The following is a 972-nucleotide window of genomic DNA, read 5'->3' as shown; positions in this document are numbered from 1 at the left end:
CCTAGTTCGTTATGCGTAATCGCTCAAATGTATGCCTCAGGACATGGGAAACACTTTTTAATATGCTAAAAATATCGAAAACATAGGCAAAAGCACCATATTCAATCGCTTGACTTTTACACAAAAACGACCAATTTTGAGATATGGCGAAAGTTGAACTTCTAGATTCAAACTCTATTCAAAACTCCTTAAAAAATTACAAAAAGGAATTGGATATTCTAGGAGTGGAGACCATTCATCTTTTTGGATCCGTCGCTAGAAACGAAGCAAGGCAGAATAGCGATATTGATTTCCTTGTCAAATTCAAGTCTGGAATGAAAAATTTTGATAATTATATTAATCTTACATTTCTACTTGAAGACATTTTTAAAGTGAAAGTTGATTTAATTACTACTGAATCTATATCTGGTTCTCTGAAAATTTCTGTTGAAAGTGAGTCAGTCTTAATTGAAGTCTGACTTAGATTTTTTTAAGCATATATATAATGAAATTCTCTTTCTAAAGGATGAATTATCAAAAACTGATGAAAATTCATTTCTTAATAATAATGTTCTTAAACGAGCCTTTGTTCGAAGTATTGAGATTATTGGCGAAGCCTCTAACAAACTTTCTGATTCCTTTAAGAAAAAGAATAATCAACCTGAATGGCGGAAATTTTCTGCAACAAGAAACCATTTAATACATGGCTACTTCATCGTTGATTATGATATTGTTTGGGATCTTGTTAAGAACAAAATTCCAATACTTGAAATTCAAATTAAAGAAATTTTACAAAAAGAAAAAACACTTTTTGATTAACTTCCGCGACTACGCATAACAGCGACTAACCGCTTCGCTTCGGGACTTAAGCCCTCGCTCGGTCTGCGACACATAGGCTTCTGGCACTCCTCTTGCTTACGCAAGCCTCGTTCCAGTCCCTAACGTCCCGTTGGGACTCAGGGCCAGCCTACGTCGGTTAGTCTAGTTCGTTAT

The 972-nt window shown here is 34.9% G+C and carries 2 protein-coding genes; both read left to right on the top strand.

Annotated elements, in window-relative coordinates:
• The first annotated feature begins 143 nt into the window (after positions 1-143).
• Positions 144-458, top strand: a complete 315-nt coding sequence (locus EHQ31_RS06495) for a nucleotidyltransferase family protein (protein ID WP_135575087.1) — start codon at positions 144-146, stop codon at positions 456-458.
• On the top strand, positions 448-798 hold the full coding sequence (locus EHQ31_RS06490) for a HepT-like ribonuclease domain-containing protein (protein ID WP_135582925.1): 351 nt from the start codon (positions 448-450) through the stop codon (positions 796-798). Before EHQ31_RS06495 ends, EHQ31_RS06490 begins: the two co-directional genes overlap by 11 nt.
• Positions 799-972: the final 174 nt, after the last annotated feature.

The sequence above is a fragment of the Leptospira montravelensis genome (assembly GCF_004770045.1).
Lineage (GTDB): Bacteria > Spirochaetota > Leptospiria > Leptospirales > Leptospiraceae > Leptospira_A > Leptospira_A montravelensis.
The sequence above is the reverse complement of the archived record's forward strand: the minus strand, read 5'-3'. Positions and strand labels throughout refer to the sequence as shown.